This window comes from Bradyrhizobium sp. ORS 285, assembly GCF_900176205.1.
Lineage (GTDB): Bacteria > Pseudomonadota > Alphaproteobacteria > Rhizobiales > Xanthobacteraceae > Bradyrhizobium.
Map to the genome: position 1 here is coordinate 6,302,176 of NZ_LT859959.1, position 21,799 is coordinate 6,323,974.

12 protein-coding genes and 2 pseudogenes are annotated in these 21,799 nt (G+C 59.6%); 5 read left to right on the top strand and 9 right to left on the bottom strand.

The window, feature by feature from the left end; genetic code table 11:
- Positions 1 to 114: 114 nt before the first annotated feature.
- Complete coding sequence (gene traA, locus BRAD285_RS28340; RefSeq protein WP_006611551.1) at positions 115 to 3,126, bottom strand: Ti-type conjugative transfer relaxase TraA; 3,012 nt, start codon at positions 3,124 to 3,126, stop codon at positions 115 to 117.
- A 170-nt stretch (positions 3,127 to 3,296) separates the two neighbouring features.
- On the opposite strand from traA, the gene BRAD285_RS28345 reads away from it, so the two are divergent.
- On the top strand, positions 3,297 to 3,623 hold the full coding sequence (locus BRAD285_RS28345; protein ID WP_035646061.1) for a conjugal transfer protein TraD: 327 nt from the start codon (positions 3,297 to 3,299) through the stop codon (positions 3,621 to 3,623).
- A 1-nt stretch (position 3,624) separates the two neighbouring features.
- Entirely contained in the window at positions 3,625 to 3,879 is a 255-nt protein-coding gene (locus tag BRAD285_RS28350) for a conjugal transfer protein TraD (protein WP_035646046.1), read from the top strand.
- Between the two features lie 60 nt (positions 3,880 to 3,939).
- Here the strand turns inward: BRAD285_RS28350 and BRAD285_RS28355 are convergent, their stop codons facing one another.
- The 7 genes and pseudogenes from BRAD285_RS28355 to BRAD285_RS28380 all read right to left on the bottom strand — a co-directional run bounded on the left by BRAD285_RS28355 (position 3,940) and on the right by BRAD285_RS28380 (position 14,870).
- Positions 3,940 to 6,564: an AAA family ATPase gene (locus BRAD285_RS28355; RefSeq protein ID WP_006611548.1), complete on the bottom strand. Its 2,625-nt coding sequence runs from the start codon at positions 6,562 to 6,564 to the stop codon at positions 3,940 to 3,942.
- A gap of 74 nt (positions 6,565 to 6,638) precedes the next feature.
- On the bottom strand, positions 6,639 to 7,763 hold the full coding sequence (locus BRAD285_RS28360) for a hypothetical protein (protein ID WP_006611547.1): 1,125 nt from the start codon (positions 7,761 to 7,763) through the stop codon (positions 6,639 to 6,641).
- A pseudogene (locus tag BRAD285_RS36390) lies at positions 7,760 to 8,051 on the bottom strand (type II toxin-antitoxin system HipA family toxin); the annotation flags it as partial. The gene BRAD285_RS28360 and the pseudogene BRAD285_RS36390, both read right to left, overlap by 4 nt.
- A 726-nt stretch (positions 8,052 to 8,777) precedes the next feature.
- Complete coding sequence (locus BRAD285_RS36705; RefSeq protein ID WP_349509734.1) at positions 8,778 to 9,209, bottom strand: GIY-YIG nuclease family protein; 432 nt, start codon at positions 9,207 to 9,209, stop codon at positions 8,778 to 8,780.
- Positions 9,199 to 9,984, bottom strand: coding sequence for a hypothetical protein (locus tag BRAD285_RS28370; protein ID WP_006611544.1), 786 nt, complete (start codon positions 9,982 to 9,984; stop codon positions 9,199 to 9,201). The genes BRAD285_RS36705 and BRAD285_RS28370 overlap by 11 nt, the downstream gene beginning before the upstream one ends.
- Positions 9,977 to 12,064 carry a DEAD/DEAH box helicase gene (locus BRAD285_RS28375; RefSeq protein WP_006611543.1) on the bottom strand — a complete coding sequence of 696 codons (2,088 nt, stop codon included), beginning with the start codon at positions 12,062 to 12,064 and terminating at the stop codon, positions 9,977 to 9,979. The genes BRAD285_RS28370 and BRAD285_RS28375 overlap by 8 nt, the downstream gene beginning before the upstream one ends.
- 1 nt (position 12,065) lies before the next feature.
- On the bottom strand, positions 12,066 to 14,870 hold the full coding sequence (locus BRAD285_RS28380) for a DNA methyltransferase (protein WP_035646058.1): 2,805 nt from the start codon (positions 14,868 to 14,870) through the stop codon (positions 12,066 to 12,068).
- Between the two features lie 679 nt (positions 14,871 to 15,549).
- On the opposite strand from BRAD285_RS28380, the pseudogene BRAD285_RS36710 reads away from it, so the two are divergent.
- Positions 15,550 to 16,574, top strand: a pseudogene (locus BRAD285_RS36710) (transposase); the annotation flags it as partial.
- A gap of 410 nt (positions 16,575 to 16,984) precedes the next feature.
- Here the strand turns inward: BRAD285_RS36710 and BRAD285_RS36395 are convergent.
- Positions 16,985 to 17,143, bottom strand: a complete 159-nt coding sequence (locus BRAD285_RS36395) for a diguanylate cyclase (RefSeq protein ID WP_006611538.1) — start codon at positions 17,141 to 17,143, stop codon at positions 16,985 to 16,987.
- A gap of 961 nt (positions 17,144 to 18,104) precedes the next feature.
- Between BRAD285_RS36395 and BRAD285_RS28395 the strand changes: the two genes are divergently transcribed.
- Positions 18,105 to 19,883, top strand: a complete 1,779-nt coding sequence (locus BRAD285_RS28395; protein WP_087877675.1) for a bifunctional diguanylate cyclase/phosphodiesterase — start codon at positions 18,105 to 18,107, stop codon at positions 19,881 to 19,883.
- Between the two features lie 419 nt (positions 19,884 to 20,302).
- Entirely contained in the window at positions 20,303 to 21,784 is a 1,482-nt protein-coding gene (locus BRAD285_RS28400) for an efflux transporter outer membrane subunit (RefSeq protein WP_006613217.1), read from the top strand.
- The last annotated feature ends 15 nt before the right edge of the window (positions 21,785 to 21,799 follow it).

Sequence of the window (21,799 nt, forward strand, 5' to 3'; positions counted from 1 at the left end):
CTGCGCTGCCTCCTGCTGACTGCTCCTGATCTACACAGAGCAAGCAGTCGCGCGCGCAAGAGCGTCTTTCAAGGCGTCGTACTGTGGCGTAGAGACGACGGCAAACAGGCCGGGTCAACGTTCGAGGCCTCTGTCTCTTCCAAAGCCTATGCCATGGGCGATGGCCAATTGCTGGCCGAGCCGGCGACCTGATTCGAAGGCGATGCCGAGGTCTTTCCTGCGGCTGGCGAGGATGGACTCCAGTTGCGGATCGCGTTCGAGGCCTTTGGCCATGTCGCCCATCGCCGCGCGCGTCGCCCTGTAGCCGGACATGTCGCCGGCCCGATACTGTCGCTGGCTGGTGTGGTCGAGCTTCTGCCAGCGCTCCACGAAACGGGCGGCGCGGCGGCTCGGATCGATGCGCAGTTCGGTCTCGAGCTGGAGCGCGCGTATGGCGCGGTTGAGGCGTCCGCCAGCGGCCTCGCGGGCCAGCTCGGGGGTCTTCTTGTAGGCGGCCTCAGCGTCGTGGGAGCCATAGGGGCGCACCTTTTCGAAGGCTTGGCGGGCGGTCTGTAGCTCTTTGACCTGTTCGGGGCTCGCTCTGCCGCCCGTCTCATGCGCCGCGAAGATCGCATCCACGGCACGAGCATGGCGCACCAGCGCCCGGGTCCGCACGCGACGGGCTTCAGCTTCGGGATCTTGCGCCACGGTCCTTGCCGGCACTTCGGCTTCGCGCCGGTCGGCTGCCGTGCCGCTGTTTTCTCTTTCGGAGGATCCCCGCTCGGGCCGTCGTCCGCCATCACGGTCGAGCACCTCTCCAGGAACGCTAAGGCCGTCGAACATGCCGCGCAGCTTCTCCGGCACGGCCTTGCGCACGATCTCGGCCACGCGCTCGCGGAACGTGATCCCGCGCCGCTCGGCGTAGCTCTGGACGGGATCGGCACGGTCGTAATCCGAGGCCATGTCCTTCGACCGGTCGCGCGACAGGGCACGGTTGAGCCGATCCGCATCGGTAAAATCGTCGCGGCCATAATGCAGGTCTACGCTGTCGCGATGCCGCGACAGGGCGACATAGCTGCTGTGGGCGTCCATGCCGGGCGTTGCCAGGACATGCACCCGGTCGACTGTCATACCCTGCGCCTTGTGGATCGTCGCCGCATAACCGTGGTCGATCCGGTTGTAATCCTTGAGGTCAAAGCGCACGGACCGGCCATCGTCGATCTGCACGGTCATGGATTGCGCGCTGACCAGTTCAATGGTCCCGAGTGTGCCGTTCTTGACGCCAAGCCCACGCTCGTTCTGCAGGAACATGATGCGGTCTCCGCCGGCGAAGCTTCTCGCGCCGCGCTCGGCCGTGACACGCACCTCGTCGCCGAGATCACCGGCGGCTCGCATCCGTTCGCGTGCCGCCTCGTTCAGGATCCGGACCTCATCATTGGTGTGGGTCAGGATGATGCGGCTGCGATCCGGCGATGCCTGCCGGTCGCGGTCCCAGTGATCGATCAGATCGCCGCGAGCCTGCTCGCGGGTCTCGGCCTCATGCACCATGCCGTGGGCGCGGTAGGCCTCGAGCGCATGGCCCACTTTGCCGGTCGCCAGATCGCGCGTGGCGTTGCGCTGCCAGTCGTCGCGCTGGCGGCGCACGTCCCCGATTTCCGCGCCGCCGTGACGCTCATGGATCGAGCGGAAGGCCGCGCCGGCTTCGATGGCCTGCAGCTGTTGCGGATCGCCGACGAGCACCAACTTGGCTCCGGCTTCGGCCGCATGCGACAGCACGCGCTCGAGCTGCCGCGTGCCGACCATACCGGCCTCATCGATGACAAGCACATCACGCGAACCGAGCAGATCACGGCCCTGTTCCCAGCCATGCTCCAGGCTGGCAATCGTGCGCGACGCAATGCCCGATCCGCGTTCGAGGTTTTCCGCGGCAATGCCGGACAGTGCCACGCCCCGGACCTCGTAGCCGGCTGCTTCCCAGGCCTCCCGCGCCACCCCCAGCATCGCGCTCTTTCCCGTCCCGGCATGGCCGACCACGACGCTGAGACCGCGTCCATCCGTGACGTGCGCCAAGGCGTCAACCTGCTCGGATGACAGCACCAGGCCGCGTGCTTCCGCACGCGCCAAAGCGCCATGGCGAGCCGCGTCGCGGACGTTGTGGCGCTCACGGTCCGCTAGCTGCTCAGCAGCGCGATGCAGGCGCTGTTCTGCGTCGACCATTCCGCGGGTTGTGAACCGATCCTCGCCGCGGACATCCTTGCCCAGCTCGACCAGATCGGGCGCGCCCTGAATCGCACCCACCACCTGGTTGAACTGGTCGAGCCCGTCACTGTGCCGATGCGCGAACTTTGCGAGGTCACGGCGTGTGAAGGTCGATTGCTGTTGGGTGATCGCGTCCAGTCCAAGGGAGGGATCGGCGATGATCCTCCTGCCGTTGTTTCGCGCGATCTCGCGGTGCATCTCGGCCCGGTCAGCCTCAGCGCCCTCGCCTCCGACGCCCCGCCCCTCAATGCGCTTGGCGGGTGCGCCGATCTGGCTTTGCGGCTCGAGCGCAATGCCCTGGTCTTCCAGACTGCGGTGGTCGATCCGCGCGTCGATGTCGAGCTCCGCCAGCCGCTCGTTGGCAAGCTCCGCCCAGCGTTCACGCCAGCGCTCGACCAGCTCGGTACGATTCCAGTCCCGCACCTTCTGGCCAAAGCCGTTCTCGTCGACCGAGCGCATCGTCAACATGACATGAGCGTGGGGCTTGGGCAGGCCGTCCTCGGCGCTCTCCCAATGCACATTGAGATCGGCGATCATGCCGCGACCCACGAACTCGCTCCGAACGAAGTCCCGTGCCAGCTCGATTCCCTGCGCCTCATTCAGCTCGCGCGGAAGGGCGAACTCGACCTCGCGGGCCAACTGGGCATCTTTCCGGACTTCGAACGCTTCGACATCGTTCCAGAGCCGCTCCCGGTCGCTCCAGGCCTCCGGCGCGTTCTCCGGCAGCAGTACTTCGGAATGAACGACCCCGCGCTTGGCGGAAAACTCCTGCTCACGGCCAAGCCGCTCGTCGCGCAGCCGCGACGCTGAGCGGTAAGCGGCCGAGGCCACCGCACTGCTCCCTGCCTTCCGGCCAATGACCTTGACGTGAAGATGATAGATCGCCATCGCGATCCAATCACTGGCACAACGAAGCGCACGTCGGAACGACGTATAAGCGCGCCCTCCCTCGAAAAAATCTCGGGAGGGACTATCCCGTCCCAAGCCGTCCTGACGACCTTACAGCATTGTGCCGGGTGCTCGACTATCATTTCTCCATCGACACGATGGAGACGACGATGCGCAAGCCAAGGGACTTTGATGCGGAACTGAAGGCACTTGGGGACAAGGCGCGCGACCTCAAGAGCCGCAAAGTGCAGCAGCTCGGTGAACTCGTCATCGCCACGGGGGCCGACGCGCTCGGCGCCGATGAACTTGCAGGTGCGCTGATCGTGCTAGCCGAGACGAAGGAGACCGGGAAGAAGGAGGCATGGGCCAGGCGCGGGACGGCGTTCTTTCAAAGCCGGGTGCGGCGAATTGCGCCAGAAACTGCTGACAACACGGACGGCCCTAATGCGCAACCGAGCGGCGCTCAAGCGGCATCAAGCCGCAAGGGCTCGGCATGATGTGCGCGCGTGTCAGATCGAGCGCCGCAAGCGCACGCGACATCTCATTGAACTGGGCGGCCTCGTCGTCAAAGCCGGTATCGTGGACCTGACCGGCGATGACCGCATCACGATTCTCGGCGCGCTAATCTGGATTGCCGAGAAACTCAAAGGCGATCAAGGCGGAAGGGCACGAGCGATCTGGGCCGCAAAAGGAAAGCAAGGGTTTGGGGCGGACTGGGCGGCCCGCAAGGGGGGAGATCGTCGTAATGCATGACAATGCGATCTGAGTGCAACGGTGGCGTGTCGGAGCGACCGCCGACGGGGCGATGCATCATCATGCTGCCTTGTCCTGACGGACCCGAATTTCGGCGATCCACTGCGCCAGCGCGTCGATCTCTGCTTCGATGGCCGATGGCGCGGGCAGCTGCGGATTGATCTCACCGGGCTGACTGTGAAGGAGCGCCGAGCACCGTCCGAACGCTTCACGCATGGCGGTGCAATCGATATCGGTGAGGACGGTGAGCTTGATGAGGCCCGTCGTGTCCACCTTACGGGACAGGCGGCGGATCACAGGCCCGACCACTTCCTCGACGGCGCGCTCCCAGGTCGTGCGGAGTTGGTCCTGAAAGGACGTCACCTCGCGCAGCCATTTCGCTTGATCGCCGCGTTCGTGATGGATTTTCACGTTGGCGAGGTGGGCTTTCATCCCGTCGATCACCTTGTCGAGAGGCATGACATTGGCCGGCGGATCCTGATGGCAGTAACCCGCATTTTCAAGGCCGCGGCTGATCAGGCGGTACGCGACCGGCGTCGCTTCACGGTCCTTGGTCGCCCGGCACGCCTCATCGAGAAGAAGCAAGAACGCCATGTCGTGGGTGAAAACGATGACCTGGCGAGTCTGTCCCGCTTCCGCCAATCGGGCGGCTACCCTGTCGCGATGCAAATGGTCGAGCGAGGAGACGGGATCGTCGAACACGATCGCGGACTGGGCATCGATGGTGGAAAGCTCTGCGAGAAACGCGGCCAGCGCGACGCAGCGATGCTCGCCTTCACTCAGGACCTTGCCAACCGGCTCGTTCGGTTTGTTGATCAGCCTGACTTGGAAGAAGGGTACGCCGGCAGTGGTCTTAGCCTGCTGAAGTTCGATGGCGAGACCCGCGACTCCGAGCTTGTCCACCTCGATTGCGAACCTGCCTCGCAGGCGATTGGTGACGAGAGCTTGAGCGATGCGGGCGCTCTGGGTCGTGATCTTGTTCGTAGCGGTGTCCTTGCCGGCTTTCTCGATCGCTTCGATAGCTTTGAGGCGTTCGATCTGAGCAAGCAAATCGGCTTTCACCACGCCGAGCCATTTGCGGTCAGCGAGGCCGTCGCGTTCGCCGATAAGCGCCGCGCGCTGCGGTGAGCTGGCTTCCGACTGCAGGCCTTCGATACGCGTGGCGATACTGCTGAGGGCCGCGCGCAATGGATCGAGCGATATGGTGACTAATTGCGGAAGATTAGGCAGAGCTGGAAGGTTGTGGGCTCGCAAGATGGCACGCAGCCGCCAGGCCAGTTGCAGAACTTCTCGGCGAAGAGTGCTCGCGAGCTGCTCCTGGCCGATCTCATCGCGGATCGTTGCGACGATCGCGGTGAGATCCTTCATAGAGATGGCTTGCGATGACACCTCTTTTAGCTTCTTGTCGTAAGCGTCTGTGGCCTCCTGTTCACGGCGCCTGCTCTCGTCCTTCACGAATGCCTCGAAGCTTCTGAGCCGCTTAGAGGCCTCCTCGCTGAGCGGCTGCTGACAAAGCACGCAGTGGGCTCCGATTCCTGTCACGGGGAACGGCCGGTCTGTATAGGCGGAGGCGCGGGAATAATCCCGAGCAGCCTCCCACAAGGCCTTCCAGACGTCCGAGCCGATGTCGGGCAACGGCTCATCGGCGAACAAGTCGGCGGAGGCGGCCGCGGCGGCTGAGCGCGCTGTTGCACGATGCGTATGGGCGTCGCGTAGCGCGGTTCGGGTTTCGTCCACCGCGGCTGCCATGAGCCGCTCGATCTGCTCTATCGCCGACTTGATGCGGGCTTCTTGGCTTTGGAGTTGACGAACCGTGCGCGCGGGATCGCTGGCCAGATCGGTGCTGAGCGTTTGGAGCCGGGCTTCTTCCTCGGCCGTTAGGCCCGCGAGCCTCTCGATCACTTCCGGCTTCGTCTTGCCCGAGAGGCCGGAGATAAGTTTGCCGACCGGCGTGTCCGGCTTACATTCCGGTTTTGAGAGGATTGCGGGTTTTTGCTCTTGGAGCGCCTTTATCTCGTCAGCCAGTTCGGCCTTCACATCCTGGCACGCTTGCGCGAGACCGGCGAGGATCCGGAGCGGCAGCGGCGTGTAGGCGAGATCGTTTGTGTTCTCGACATGGACATTGGCTGTGCGTGAGTCAAACACACTGATGGCCGAGAGCATCGGGTCGGGCGCGTTACCCTGCGTCCAAGATGCACTTCGCTTCTGTCCGCCGATGAAGAAGTCGACGCTGGCCGTCGGAATGCCAGAGCCAGCCGCATAGATGTTTGGAAGGATTGCGTCGCCCTTCGGCGAGCGCGCCCGGCAGAGTTGCTTCAGGACGCGGGCGTAGCCAGATTTGCCGGCGCCATTGTCGCCGTAAATGATGGTAAGCCCCGCTTTGCCGAATGAGAGGCGTTCGCCCGGCGCCAGCGCGTTGACGTTCGACAGGCCGTGAAGAGCGCAAAGGCCGACGACGGCGTGACTGGCTGCCGGGTCCCTGATGTGGCTCGCATCGAGCGGGACGCCTGTCGCCTCGCTTTTACAGATCGCGACGAGGGCGGCGATGTCGGCGCCCTGCAGCTTGTTCTGGTTGCTCAACCGGCGCAGCGCGTCGCGTTGCCATGCCGGCAGGTCCACCGACCATGTGAGGATGTCTCCGAGCGCTGCCGCCTCGTTCGAGAGATCGTTCTCCTGTGCTTCCATTTTCCTGCCCCTGATCGTGCCGTAACTGGTCGCCGGCCGTTTCCCCATGATGCTTATGTTCGGTGGTCAGCGGTTCAGGCGCCACCCCTAATGCGCCGCTCCTGACCGAGCGGGACAATCCAGCCGCCGGCCCGGTCAGGCCGAGCAAATTCATCGGGATTCAGTGTCTGGGTGAGGCGAGTGCGCACGGCCTGCGGTTCCGCGTCGATGGCTGCGCGGATGAGATCGCGCTCGATCCCAACGAAGACCGGCCGAAGGTTGAGGCGTGCGAGCGCCTCCTGGTCGGTGGGGGCGACGTCGGCCTCGGTAATGGGCCCGGCTCGTGTGACGATCCCGCCGATCAGCTCGCCCATGGCGGTCGCTTTCTCAACCTCCCTTATCGGAGTGGCTTCCAGCAGCGTTCGGGCGCGCCCGAGGTCGTCTTGGAGCCTTCGTGCGAATGGCTGGTGTGTGATGCGGTAGAGCGCAGCAGCCAGTTCGGCGTGGCCGAGAGGCTTGATCAAATTGGCGATATGCAAGCGCAGAAGCCCGATGAAGAGTGCGTTCTTTTCTTGGGGATCGATAGGTTCACCTTCATCAATCGGATCGCGAACCGACAGGTGGGCCTCCGTTGGCCCCGCCGCGACGATGCCCCAGCGCGTGGCGATCGCGATGCGTTTTATCGCGACCTTGCGGCCTTGTACTGTGACGTTGATCCGTCCGGCTTGCGTCCACGCCCGGTCCAGCGCTTTCGCGGGGCCTCCGACGTCATGACAGCCCTTTGCTTCGGCTACTGTCAGGGAGGACAGGTTGGCGGCGCAGGCGATCCAATCGGGCAAATCGCCACGCGACAGGCGCGCGACCTTGACGCGCCGGCGACGATCGAGGTCGATCGTTCGGTTGCCGAGATGGGCGAAGATCGAGAGATTGAAGTAGCGTTCAAGATAGGCGCGAGCGACGAACCGTCCGAACAAACCTGACAGGGCGACTTTGACTTCGCGCGCTTGTCCGAGCGGCTCTTTGAAGATGAACGGCGTTCCAATGCCGGTCGGTGTGAGTAATGCATCGAGGATCGACCACGCACCGTAGGCCGCACCCGGCGTCTGCAGCACTTCCCGAATTCCGGCATCCTCGATCTCTGAAACTTCCAAGTCAACGGTGGTGCCGGTGATAGGACTGGCGCCGGCAGGGTCAAAGCTGTGAAGGAAGGTTCTCGTCACAACGCCAGCGCTCGTTTGAGGTCGCCATGGTCGAATGCGCTAGCCATACGGTTGATCTCGGAAGAGCGGGCACCGACCGTCTTGGCTGTATCGCGCCAGGTTGCGGTCACGGTCGCGACCTCTTCGATGATCCCACGAGCCTGCGCCAGCGTTTAGCCCAAAGTATTCTGACAGGGCCTCGAGCAAGTCAAGCGAGCAGGTGCCTTCATCGAGATCGATATTCGTCGTCAGCACTCCCGCTTTGAGATAAGTTGGAACGGGGTTGGGGTCGTATACCGGCGGGAGAGACCCTCGCCCTGTCGCTTCTATCGACTGCCAATCCTTGAACTCGTAGACGAGCTCTCTGATGAGATCCTCGAAGCGATGCGGTTCCAGATCTTCAAAGTGGATCGGGCCGTATGTGCGGCTGATTCTCGGCATGCATCTAAGTTAGCCGCACGAGCAATAGCGGTCATGCGAATCACTTGAGGTTTTCCATATTTTTGGTGCCAGGCAGCACCATCCAGCATGGCGATCCCTTAGCGTCCCAAACCCGCACGGGCAGCTGAATCTGAATCTGCTGTCCATTCCCGACGATGCCGAACTTACCTGCTGGAAGAACCTATTTCGTCGAACTTGACAGCCGCCTTTCATTCTTGGTCATCGAGGTGGAGCGCCTGATGAGGCTGCTTGATCTCAAGGTCGAGCCTGTCCGTTTAATCATACTGTAAACAATTTCTTCGCAGTTGCTTCGAGTGAGCGTGCGGATGCCGTGTTGCCGCAGCTCATCCTCGAGGATCCTTAGCCATTATCGACATGATGCCCATTCACTCCACTCCCTTTGATAACTACAACGCGATATCAAGGTGAATGACGCTAGTTGCAGTCTTCATAAAGTCGACCGCGCGAGCAAACCGGCATATTGGCCATATCGCAGATCGCCTCGATCAAGAGGCGAATAGCCCGACTATGTAGGCCTTCCTGCCACGCTTCGCTGTGCGATCGTCAGCGTCGTCGATTTCAAGAAAGACTGATCTACAGCTTCACTAGCGCCGCGGTGTTTGGACTGTAGACGTAAGAAGTAATGGACTCATCTTTAATGCGAGCAACAACTTCGTCAATGATATGGAGCGGCACGAGAAACCACTCACGGGGCTTTACCTTACGGCCAAAGCGATCGGGTATCTCGACGTCGAGCCGCGCCGTAGCGAAGAACCGATGCAGAAGCGCTTCCAACTTGGTGCGATTGATGTTGATGAGCTTATAGGTGGCGACGATGTCCACATCGGCAAACAGAAATGTCGGGTCCGCCTTGGCGTTAGATATGCGGAGAGAAACATCGCCACCCGTGACGCCGATCTTGTGAATGAGGTCGCGATGATGCGCAAAATAGGGATGACTGGATTGGCTTCGCAGCACATAGATTGTCCCAGTCTCAACGCCTTGGACCGTCGCCTCAATCGTCATCATCGCCCTCGGCAAATAGCGGACCGGCCAGGGGATCGGTTATCCTGCGCCCTGAGTCATCGCGATGCAATGCGCGCTGCAACGAGCGCAACAGGATATCGCTCTCGGTGCCGTTGTCGTAGATCACGCGCAGGCGACTGTCGCGGCGATCATACTCCGTCTCAAATTCCTTGCCCACGTCGGCGACGTAAGCCATCTGCCCATTGATAATGAAGAACTCGCCCTGCTTGATGCCGGCCATCTTTGCGTAGCGGCGGGTCTTACGGAGGCCACCTTTTAGGTCCTGGCGGATGGCATTGAACAGAGGTTCAAACAACTCGAAATCATCGCACTTCGTTCGCTCGCCGATCTCCTCGGCAGCGCGCACTTCCGCGCGTGGCTTGACGTGTTTGAGCTGGGTTACGTCATCGGCGCGGACCGCGTCACTGTCCATCTCCAATTCCTCGAGCAGAGCCTCGTCGCCCAGCTCCTCGTCGCTCAGAATAGGTTCATCCGTCGCAGCGCCGAGGAGGCCAAGCTTATCGAAGGGCTGCAGCAATGGACGAAAGCGCCTCAATGCTCTCAATCTGTCCAACCGCACGGCATAAAGCCGCTCAAAGATGTCGCGGCCTTGCCCATGCTCCGGGGCATGCCCGTGCTCGTGGACGAACTTCATGATCTCTTCGAACCCGGCGATGACGCGCGCCTCCTCACGCGTGTGTCCACCGGAACCCGCCTGGTCGTCATCAAGCTCCAGTTCGCGCGCGAGCTCGTCGAGATCATGCTCGTCACTCATCATAAGCACCTGAAGCCTTGTGCTTGCCGAACGCCAAGCGGCCCTCTGCAAGACGCTTCTCCCACGCGTCATTAGACGTGATGTCAGGCAGCCTTCCACGCTCCTTCTTGAACTTCACCGCTCGCACCGCCAAGTCACGCGCCTCCTCTGCCGGAATCGTCGTTCGCTTCGCGGCGATGGCCTCCTGCACCTGCTTCAATATCTTAGGATCCAAGGTTTTAGACAGAATGGCAAAAGCGGGACCGAAAGGGTTGATCCGATCGATCATATCGATGTCGAGGTCGCGCACATTCACGAAACGTCGAACACCATCGATGAAGGCCGTGTTTGCGACTGGATCGCCGCCGCCGATTTCTCCAGGACCATTCGTCGTCGCCCCGCCTTCCGCCGCCTTCCGGGCTTGTTGCACAAGTGTAAGCGCGGCAACTGCGCGCTGCCGGATCGCTTCGCGGTCGGTCTCGGTCAGATCCGGGTACTTGTCCCTGACGATGTCTCCCATCTTGAGCTGGGTGAGTTCCTCGGGAACTGTATCCTCGTCGAACAGACCGCGTTCGACAGTCCGCGTATCCTGTACGAAGGCTGTGATGACTTCATTGATATCCTCCTGGCATATGCGGGCCGCTTCCGCGCTCTCGGGTTCCACAAGTCCCTTGATCTCAATGTGAAACTGCCCCGTCGCTTCATCGAAGCCGACATTGCTACCTCCCGGCTTATAGCCACCTTCGCCGTAGTCATATCCGTCAAGGCGACCATCGTCTGTATTGCGCGGCGTAAAATTGAAACGTGGTGCCAGAACCTGCTCCATGAGCAAGCTGGCGGCGATAGCCTTCAATGTGTCGTTAACGGCGTCAACGACCGTATCCTCCGCCGCATCCGGTTCTGCGATGAGGTTAGTAAATCGCGCTTTGGGCTTGCCGGGAGCGTCCCGTGTGGCGCGGCCGATGATTTGGATGATCTCGGTTAGACTGTTCCGATAGCCGATGGTCAGCGCGTGCTCACACCAGATCCAATCGAACCCTTCTTTAGCCATACCAAGAGCAATAATGATGTCGACGTGGTCGCGATTGTTCTTCTGCGCTGGGTCTTTTAATGCAGCGATAGTCCTGGCCTGCCGAGCGGGATCAACGAGGTCTGCGATACGCAAGATGCGCCCATCGGGGCGCTCAACGAGATGAAAGCCCGTCAAGACGTCTTCGCCCTTCCAGGTGCCGAGCGCATGCATGATCTCCTCCGTCTCACGGAGCTTATCACCAAGGCTCTCCCGCGAGTTTACATTCGGGATATGCACGATGGTCTTTTTGTCTGGATCGAGTACCTTGTCGACCGCATCGGTGTAGCGGCCGGAGTAAAAGAAATAGCCGAGATCGAGCTGCTTCAGATGCTCGTAACCATTGAGCTGTTCGTAATAAGTGTACGTGACTGTCTGAAACTTGATCTCGTCCTCGGGGGCAAGCACTGGGACGGCATCACCACGAAAATACGAACCAGTCATCGCGATGATCTGGACCTTGTCGCGCGCCAGGAAAGCGCCGAGCTGCGTACCTAGCACATTGTCGCCGCTGGCCGATACGTGATGGAATTCGTCGATCGCGATCAACCGGCCATCGAAGGCTTCGATACCGAGTTCCTCTACGGCGAAGCGAAACGTCGCGTGCGTGCAGACAAGCGCTTTATCACTTGATGCCAAGAATTCTCGGACTGCGGCAACCTTTGATCTTGCTACGCGGACATCGTCAGCACCCGGTGCATTGCACAAGCTCCACTGCGGCGCGACGTTCCAATCGTATGGGAAGCCGAATTTACTCAGTGGCTCATCGGCAAAGCTGCCGCCAATTGAACGCTCCGGTACGACGACGATGGCCTGCTTAACGTCCTGGTTGTTGAGTTTGTCCAGCGCGATAAACATCAAAGCGCGAGACTTACCCGACGCCGGCGGTGACTTGATCAGCAGATATTGTTCGCCGCGCTTGGCGTAGGCGCGCTCCTGCATAGTGCGCATACCGAGTTCGTTTGCCTTCGTGGAGGCGCCTGTCTGTCCGTACTGAACCGAGACGGAGGGAGGTGTTATCTTCGCAGTCATATTAGGCAGCTCCCCTCTTCGCCCTTTTTGGCTTCACGCCGCCTTCCGCCCTAGCTGTCATCTTCGTGTACATATCGAATAGCTTTTCGAGCCGTTCGGTGTCGTTCTTGAAGCGGCGGCCGATGTATATTCGTTCAAGCGTCTCGTCGTTCTTGTCATGAGCGGCGCGCAGATTGTCGGGCATCTTCTCGGGATCGTAGAGATCGGCTATAGTGGCGGGGAAATGCGCCTCACGCGCGAGCAGGATGTCTTCAGCGCAGCCCGTCAGCTCCGCCTTCTGGTTCGTGGTCAGCGGCGGCAAAGGAAAGGTATTCCAGCCGAGATTACTGGCGTAGCGGTATCGTGTCTCTAGCTTTCCACAAATTGTTGCGATCCACGCTAAATGAAGCTTTGAACTTAACACCGAGAAGTCAACTAAATTCGGATCGTAGATCACGTGACCCAGATGGGTGATCACCGCGTCGTTTTTAAGTAGCCCTACCGGCAGATATTCACGTCGCTCTGACGACACCTGGGGTATTAAAATTTGGCATTTCTTTGCTTCATGGCGATATCGGAATTGATGCGGTCGAGCAACCAAGGTTCGCGCAACTTCACCCCCGTCTTTGCGATATTGCAGAACAGATTGAACTCGCGGACCACTAAACGGATGGGAGGTGGCAAAGGCGATATCATCGTCGGCAAACCAAAGACAATATCGGCTTACGCCATCGACAAGTTCTGTAGTACCAAGAACTCTTCTAACCTTGCTGGATAGCTCGGGATAGTTGACGCGTACGGACTGAGCCTCCTCCGGCGTCAGAAATAGATGTCCCTCGTCGTAAGCAGCGTTCCCCGTAATCATGCGGGAGAGAGAATTCAAATTCCGACTGCTCGGCTCGACAATGACATTTGCGCCGTCAAGGAGATAGAAATTGATGTTTGATACGAGGCGGCGAATGCCCTCGGAAAGAATGGCCTTAGGAGCAGCGGTGCGTTTCCGAAGTCCAATGATCGTGCACGACACGCCTGCATTATTCTGCGCGTTATTCGCCCATTTGAACGGTTCGTAACAAAACGCAATCTCGCAGTTAGCTTTTTGTATGAGCGGCCAAAACGTCGGCACATGCGTGCCCTGGCAGATAGAGTTGGTTGTGACAAGCGCCGATCTCGTCGCGATGGACAAATAATCCGCAGATTTCAGGAAGAACGCGCATACGTAATCGAGATTCTTATATTGGTCCGATCGGCCACGGAAAACCGTGGCTATATCTGCTTTTTGGTCCCGGTCTTGCTTTTTTCCACCGAGATAGGGGGGATTGCCGCAAACATACGTCTCACCCTCCGGCTCCGCGGGGGCGTCCGATGCTAACCGACCAATTGGGCTCCCTAGATCCTCCTCAATCGCACTCGCAGGCTTGTGAGGCGGACACACCTCCGACCAGTTCTCTCGTAGTGCGTTGCCCGTTTTGATGCGGCCCGTGTCGTGGAGCGGCAACACCATGTCTCGAGCTTCTTTCTGCCCGATGTAATTCACATCGCTTTGAAATTCTGCGATGAGAAGCGCCAGTCGCGCGATTTCGGCGGCAAAACTCTTTATCTCGATGCCATAGAAGTTCGTGAGGGGGATGGCGCTGCGCTCTCCATGATAGCTCACGAGATCCAACAACTCTTCGTCGGAGCCCGTCCCACCTTGTAGGCGAATGATAATACGACGCTCGATTTCGCGCATCTGTCTGTATGCGATGACGAGGAAGTTCCCGGAGCCGCAAGCCGGATCGAACACGCGGATGCGAGCGAGTCGCTTTCGGAGGTTCTGGAGCTTTCGCCTGTTGTCAGCCGCTTCCTCTAGCTTCTCCCGGAGATCATCAAGGAACAAAGGGTTGAGCACTTTTAGAATATTCGGCACGCTTGTGTAATGCATGCCCAACTCACCGCGCTCATCCTCGTCCGCGACGGCCTGTATCATCGAGCCGAAAATATCTGGGTTGATCTCCCTCCACGTCAGCGATCCGGCATTCAAGAGATAGGAGCGCGCGATGCGCGAGAACCTTGGCACCTCATTGCGCTTCGTGAACAGCCCACCATTGACATAGGGAAAGTCGTCGGCGAAGGGGCGGACCTTGGCCCGGGATCGATTCTCGATCTTGGTGTCCATCGCCCGGAACAGCTCGGCAATGACCTCGTGCGTGTTGCTGGAGTCGCTGGCGGTAAACTGCTCGATGGCTTTCGTGAAAAGGTGGTCGCCCTTGAAGATGCCGGTGCTCTCGGCAAAGAAGCAGAAGATGAGGCGAGCCATGAATTGGTTGAGATCGGCGCGCCTGGCTTCTCCGTCCCAATCAGGATTTTCCTTAAGCAACTCGACATAGAGCTTGTTGAGCTTGTTAGTCGCCCGGATGTCGATAGGGTTGTCTTTGATTTGCCGGATGGCCGAGATGCCGGCAAGCGGCAGCATCAAGCCAAAAGCCTTGGGCAGATCGGTGAACTTGCAGACCTTGGCTTCTCCAGTCGCGAGTTCTTCGACCTCAAGCATGTCGCCATCGGTCGCTAGTACGAACTTGGCCTTCGCTTTTTGAGTCGCTGGACTCAATCTCAGCGTTTTCAGGGTCTCGCTGACGGCACCTGCCGCGCATACAGCAATGTGAATATTGCTGCGCTGGAGCACCCAGCCATCCTTATCGGAGGCGTTAGACGTGCCGGACCGGAGGCGCTTGAGCGTAGTCTCCTTGTTACCAAACGCTTCCAACAGCCTGAATGGGAACTCAACCGCGTCGAATGGTTCAGCCGCCAGTTGGGTGATGGCCTCCTCGATGTCGGTAGCCTTCATCTGACGCGAGCTTCCCGTGTCGACTGCGAACACGGAGCGCATCGGACTAGAGCGCTGTTCCAAAGCGGCACAGGCACTCGTAAATTCGTATCGCGGGAGCCTCCGGAGCGCAGCACCGCTGCCTATCCAGCGATCATCGCTACAACGCCGGCCCGCAGATGTGAAGGGATCAGGCGGGACACCAGGGCTTTTTCACCACTATCCTGCTCTACATCGCTCATACGCCGATGCAGACGTCATGCGGACCCAGGACAGCGCTTCCTACAAGCGTTGAAGCGTCGGCGCGCGACCATGCGCGCGGAAATTACAAAGCGATTTCAATCACATAAGTGTCCGCGCTTTTTATTCAATGCGCCCGAGAGATTCGAACTCCTGCGCCATCGGCCGGTCCGTGATCCATCTCGTCCGTCCCGGGCGTTTAGACCGGGACGGTGAGTGAGTTATGACAGAAGTGGTTGCGGGGAGACGCAACCACCGATACCGACATTCGCTGATGGTGGCGATTTGATCAGCTAATGGCGCGATGGGACCCCGGTTCCTGGAATGGCGCCAAGCGAATAAGTTGCGCAATCAGGGCTGACGGCAGCTCTGTCCTGCCGATCTAGCAGTCTGCTGAAAAACGATCGTTCTTGCCGCGTTTTCGTGATTTACTCATCTCGGAGAGTCCCTGGAGGGGCGGGTGCGGGGCAAGTCCGAGGGTCAGGGCGGGCTGCTTTCCTATGTTTCGCCGGAGGCGCGTATTCCGAAGGGTCACTCGCTACGCAAGATCCAGCAGTGGGCGCGAGACGTCCTTCGCGACTGAACGGCACGTTTGGCGCTCTCTACTCGAAGGAAGGCGCCCTTCGATCCCGCCCGAGCAATTTGTGAGCGCGCTGCTGCTGCAGGTGTTCTACGGCATCCGATCGGTGTACTGCTGGTTCGTGGAGTTGGCGCCGGACGATCCGGTCTGGGCCCCGCCAACATTCACGAAGAACCGCGCGGCGAGGTGTTCGCCAAGTTCATGTCGAATCTGCTGAACCATCCCGAGGTCAAGCCGCTGCTTTCGAGCGAGCACTTCTCCGTGGACGGCACGCTGATCGGGGCCCGGGCTTTGCACAAGAGCTCCGGCCCAAGGATGGCTCGGACGACGGAGACGATGGCACGAACTTCCACGGCGAAAAGCGCAAGAACGACAACGATGCCAGCGTGACCGATCCCGACAGTTGCCTGTATCAGAAGGCGCGGGGCAAGGAAGCCAGGCTTTCCGACATGGGACACGTAACCTTGGAGAACCGGAACGGCCTGGTGATCGATGGGCGGGTGACGCATGCCACAGGCAAAGCCGAACGAAGCGCATCCGAAGCCATGCTCAAGGCGGAAGCCAGGACGTCTGGACGCCGCATGACAGTCGACGAAGACAAGGCCTATGACACGGCCGAGCCTGTCGCCAAGCTGCGGCAGATGAATGCCACGCCGCATGTCACTCAGTACAAGACCGGCAATGCCAACGGGCGCCAGAGCACAATCAATGGACGAACGACTCGGCACGCCGGTTACGGAATGTTCCAAACATGCCCGGCCATGATCGAATGCAATATCGGTTGGAGCAAGCAGCACGAGACCACGCGCAAGACCAAGCACCGCGGCTGCGATCTCGTCCTTGGCAACTTCCTCCTCAACCCGATCGGCTACAATCCCGTCCGAATACCGAAGCTGATCGCCGCACGAGGCCGCCTCCCGGGACCTGAGATCATCCCGCCAACGACGAAGTCTCGTCCAAAACTCAACATCGCCAAAAACGCTCGGTATTTCCTCGGTTCTTCAGCAGACTGCTGGGTCAATCTGCGCAAGCGACACGGCGCCGCGACGGCACTCTAGCCTTCAAGCGACAGGCGAGGTGTGTTCCCCGCTTGCCTGCATAAAAGTGCGATTGCGCCCGGCATTCTTAGCAGGATACCCCCCTGATCCGCACGTTCGATGATATCCTGTACGTCGCGGTCATTTTCACCCAGCAGAGCGATGCCAATCGAGACGGTGATGGGAAGGCCGTATATTCGTGGCGCACGGCCGTGTCCTCGATCGATCTTCTGATGCGATCCGCGAGGAACGCGGCGGCCTCCTGTTCGATCTCAGCCTCAAAACTCCCCTCCATCGAAGCGGGCTACCTTGCCAGTTGTGCGGATCGCCCGGCGGGTGATGTCGGCGACGTGCTTGACGGCATAGTCGCCGGCGATGTGCCCATGCGTTTCACTGATCGTCTTGAAGTGATCGATATCGATCGTCAGCGTCGTCATATTACACTAGTAGCGGCGGCTGCAGGCAAACGAATCGTCGGCGATAGTCAGAAACGAGCGCCGGTTCATCAGACTGGTCATAAAATCGGTATTGGCAAGTTCGCGCAGCCTTAGGATATCTTCCTGCACCTACATCTCGTTCTCTGTCGCGCACAGCTAGGCCTCCTTAATTCTTCCTCGGCAAGGCCGGTGCGTCGCAGTAGAGAGCGTAGCGCCCGAGAAAGCTGGAGCGCCTCGGCTGACCAGCTCTGGCGAGCCAGCATGGTCGGACCTTTGGCCCGGCCGATACGGTCAGCTTCCTGAGTGATAGCAATGATCGGGGCCGCTATCCGCAGCGACAGCAGAACAGCGAGCGACAGAGCTTCTAAGGCGGTAACAGCACCTATAGCTAGGATCGACTGTGCGGATGAGATCGCGGTGGCGAGTGCGACGTTTGCAGGCTGGCTGGCAGTGATGATCTAGTTTAGGCCTTGATAATCGAGGTAGCCAGCGCCTACATGGAGTGCGCTCAGCATCTGGTGTCCGCCGGACGCCTTCCGCAAGGTGCCGTCGTGGTCTTTCAGAATTCCGGCGAACTGGTCGCCAGCGTAGCGGATGGTGTCCCGCTGCGGTCCGACCAAAACGATGCCGTCCTTACTCAGGATCGAGAGCTGGTATCGCTATTACCGTCGCTGGCCTCGATCGACTGACAGTTGTATGGCGGCCATCCCCGAGTGGCGTTGGTAAAGGCGGTTGACCAGATGGAGCAGTAGCTAGCCAGCAAGCAGGCAAACGGCAAATAGCCCATCACGACCTACAAGACTCAGTGTGCCATAGCACCATCGCAGTTTTCCTGCTGCTTAACCAATCGCTAAGTCTATCCGATAGATACGAGGCAACTTTTCATGCTTCGCGCGATTTTAATTGGACCTTTCCCATTGGGCGTACGTATTTCGCCCGGACACCGTCGTCTGGAGCGACCATGACCGCGCAATATAACGAAGCTGAACGACTGGACGCTCTCACGCGGCTCCGATTGCTCGATACGTCACCAAGCGAAACGTTCGATCGAATAACGCGCACAGCCAGCAAGCTCTTCGAACTCCCGATTGCCGCCGTATCCCTGACCGATAGCGATAGGCAGTGGTTCAAGTCACGAATCGGAGTTCAACACGACTCGATCCCGCGCGACAAAGCGCCTTGCGCGGAAGTTGCCGAGACCGCTAGCGTGGTCGTCGTTCCCGACCTGATGGAAGACCCGCGCTATTCAACAAGCCCATTGGCCGAACAGGGAATCCGGTTTTACGCTGGTGCGCCTCTTATCACGCGTGATGGCCATGGACTGGGCGCCCTGTGCGTTCTCGGTGTAAAGCCTAGAGCCGTCTTAGACTCTGAGCTTACGGCATTGAAAGACATGGCCGAGATGGTGATGGCACAGATCGAGCTGCAACACGCCTTTGGCCGGATCGACCCAGTCAGCGGCCTCCCGAACCGCCTCCAGTTTTTCGAAGATCTGATGGATCTCGCGCGGGACCACAACAATACGCAGCACATCGCTGTTCTCGTCGATTTGGCGAGGGATGAGCAAATCAGTAGCGGCACGCGCGTCATGGGCGCTGGCTACATAGATGACATTGTTCGCGCCTCTGCTCGGCTGGTCCGCGAAGCGCTTGGTTCAAATCGGACAGCCTATCACGTCGGCGCAACCCAATTCGCCTTCCTTGCGCCTCCTGACGTGGACCCATCCGAGTATCAGACACGTTTACAGGACTTTCTCGACAGAATAGCCAAAGGATCGACTGGCAGCTTTCTGAAGACGGCCTCTATCGGCCTTGCGCCATTCCGTCCGGGTGAGACCGAGCCTTTGGCTATCCTGAGGATGGCGCACAGCGCTGCGCTGGAGGCACGCGGATCGCTGAATGCCGTGAGGAAATACTCGCCTGAAGAAGATCAAGTCCATGTACGGCGCTTCGCACTTTTGAAAGACTTCGGGGTGGCTCTGCACGAGGGCGGGAATCAGTTTCACCTCTTGTTTCAACCCCGCATTGACATGAACACCGGAGACTGTTCCGGCGCTGAGGCTCTCATGCGGTGGAGCCATCCCCAATTGGGCCCGGTCCCGCCGAGTGAGTTCATCCCGATCGTTGAGCAGACGACGCTGGCCCGAGAAACCAGCGATTGGGTGCTCAAAAGCGCGATACGGCAACTCGGATATTGGCACGCTAGCGGCCGACAGCTGACACTTTCAGTCAATCTTTCTGCGACGAATCTCGAGGAGTCAGATCTCGTTCAGCGCGTTCAGCTGCTGTTGCTGAAGCACCGCGTTCGCCCGCAGTTCCTCGAATTGGAGCTTACCGAGAGCGCGGTTATGCGAGACGGTGAGCGCGCCCTGTGGCAGCTAAGCGCTCTACGTTCCACCGGCATACGGCTCGCTATCGACGATTTTGGGACGGGACATAGCAGTCTGTCATACCTCCAACGGCTCCCCATTGATGTCGTGAAGATCGACCGGTCTTTTATCAAAGAGCTTGGGACAGGCACGAAACCAAAGTCGTTGGTTAACTCTATGATCACGCTGTCGCATGAACTCGGTTATCGGGTGGTTGGTGAAGGCGTCGAGACCGCTGATGTCGCGGAGTTACTACGCGAACTTGGATGTGACGAAGCACAAGGCTACCTATTCGCGAAGCCTATGGGGCCGGCGGAGTTCGAGCGATGGCTATCCGCTCCCAAGGGGATTTCACATCGAATTGCTTCATAACGATCCGACTTCAGAGAAATTGGGCGGCCTTCGTGCTGTGACAGAGTTGGTTGGGCCTATAATTTTTGAGAGCTGATCGATTGCGGCAGGCGCTGCGTGTCCAGGCTTGGCCTCGCTTTCTTGACAATTGATATTCAACGACCCAGCCGTATCTTGATCTATCGGCGATATCATCTCACCTCTGAGGGCCCTGTCTCCTCTCCCCTGGCTCTGCACTTAACTATGCATAGCAAGGACCCCGTACGACCCCGGACAGGGGCACATCAAATTGGCGAAACTTCGCTGCAGCGTGGCTGAAAGTCAGCATTTGTCCGAGTCCTGAATCGAGCCCGGACAAATCCTGCCTTTCTCGAAACGTCATTTTAACCACAAGAGGCAAATGCTGATCGGGCCTGAAACCTTTGGTAACGAAGTCTCAAATGTGGCGTTCACTCTGTAACTGCCTTATTAAAAAGCTCTGCTTAGCGACGACGTGCGCATTGGTTGGTTGCCAAACGACCGCAGGGCTTCCTCCGGCAGCGATCGGCCTCCCGGATCGTTTCACGACAGGATCGACAACACCTATACCCAGCCGGTTCGTGGCTTGGTGGCGTCAAGTCGACAACAAGGAATTGCGGAACCTGATCGATCGCGGCCTATCCAACAATCTCGATATCGAGAAGGCCGTCGACCGTCTTCTGATCGCGCGTCAGAATGTCACCATCGCGCGTGCGGACGGATTGCCGCAGATCGGCGCTGGCGGAACGACGCAATCGTCCGGCGCGTCGCCGTCTGATCTGCTCAGCACGACATCGACGAACTCCGCCGGCATCAACGTATCCTGGCTACTGGACCTCAACGGCAAGATCGCAAGGCAGACCAGGGCGTCGGAAGCATTGCTCAGGGCTGCAGGCTATGATTTCAGTTCAATCCGATTGGCATTCCTCTCCGACTTGATCGCGACCTATATCGAAATGAACTATCTGAGCCGCGTGATCGAGGTGACCGAGGGCTCGATCAAGAATGCCCGCGACACGGTCACACTGATTCGCAACATGAAGGAGTTGGGGACGGCCAGTGAGCTGGATATCTCCCAGGCTCAGGTCGATCTGGCGAGCCTGCGCGCCACGCTTCCTGCACTCCAGCGCGACAGGATCATCGCCCAAAATCACCTTGCGACGCTGATCGGCGAGCCCGCAGGACGCCTCAAACTTGCAGGGAGCGTTTGGATGGGGCCGGTCGTGATCGCTAAAGACGCGGCTGGCATCCCGAGCGACCTGATCCGCAACCGCCCCGATATCCGGCTCAAGGAGCAACTGCTGTATGCGGCTGCGGAACGCATCGGCGTCGCGAAGGCAGATCTGCTCCCCACACTTACATTGAACGGCAGCATCAATGCCACGCTGCTGCAAGGGCCAGCCGGCCTTCTCAGCGGCGCCACCTGGGCTTTCGCTTCCTCGCTCGTGGCCCCAATCTTCGACGGCGACCGACGCCGCGCGGCCATCGACATCGCCGAGTCCGACTGCCGTATTCGCTATGCCGACTGGAGGCAGAATGTTTTGACCGCCATCGAAGAGGTAGAGAATCTGCTGACCTCAATCAATCGTGGCCGGATAGAACTCACCGCGTGGCAAGAGAGTGTCGAGGCAAACGAGATCAGCCTGACTTTGGCCCGGGAAGCGATGACAGGAGGCACCGGCATCTTGCTCGGCGTCCTGGACGCCCAGCGCTCGCTGAATCGATCGCGCCTCGCCCTTGCCCAAAGCGAGCGTCAACTTGCGAGGTACCGACTTTCCCTGATGATCGCCGTCGGTGCCGGCGCCGACGCTCCGGAATCTGCGCCTTCTACACCTGTGCTGCCGCCAACGGCCTCTGCCACGCCCCGGCCGATGCCCGCAGCAACGGTGGTGGCTCAGCAATAGCTTTGGGCTGCAAGG